Raw genomic sequence first — 326 nt, forward strand, 5'->3', positions numbered from 1 at the left:
GGCGGGATGGGTCCGGTTGCGAGGGACGCCGTAAACCCGTCCCTGGGGGCTTGGCCGCGGCATCCATGCCGCGGACACCCTCGCAACCGGACCCACCCCGCCTTCGACAGGTTCCCGCGGCTGTTGGTAGGTGTCGACCTTGGTCGACACGTAGATCCACGCCATGCGTGGATGAACGTCAAATCGATCGAAATTGGCTTTTGTAGAGTCGAGCCATGCTCGACTGTTCTCTACTCGTCCTGCCCCTGAAATCGTTTGCTGACGGGGCAGGCACTTTCCTTCGCAGGTGTATCTCAAGCCTGTGGCCGCGCAGACCGGGCACTGGT

It is taken from the genome of Stenotrophomonas sp. HMWF023 (assembly GCF_003060985.1).
GTDB lineage: Bacteria > Pseudomonadota > Gammaproteobacteria > Xanthomonadales > Xanthomonadaceae > Stenotrophomonas > Stenotrophomonas lactitubi.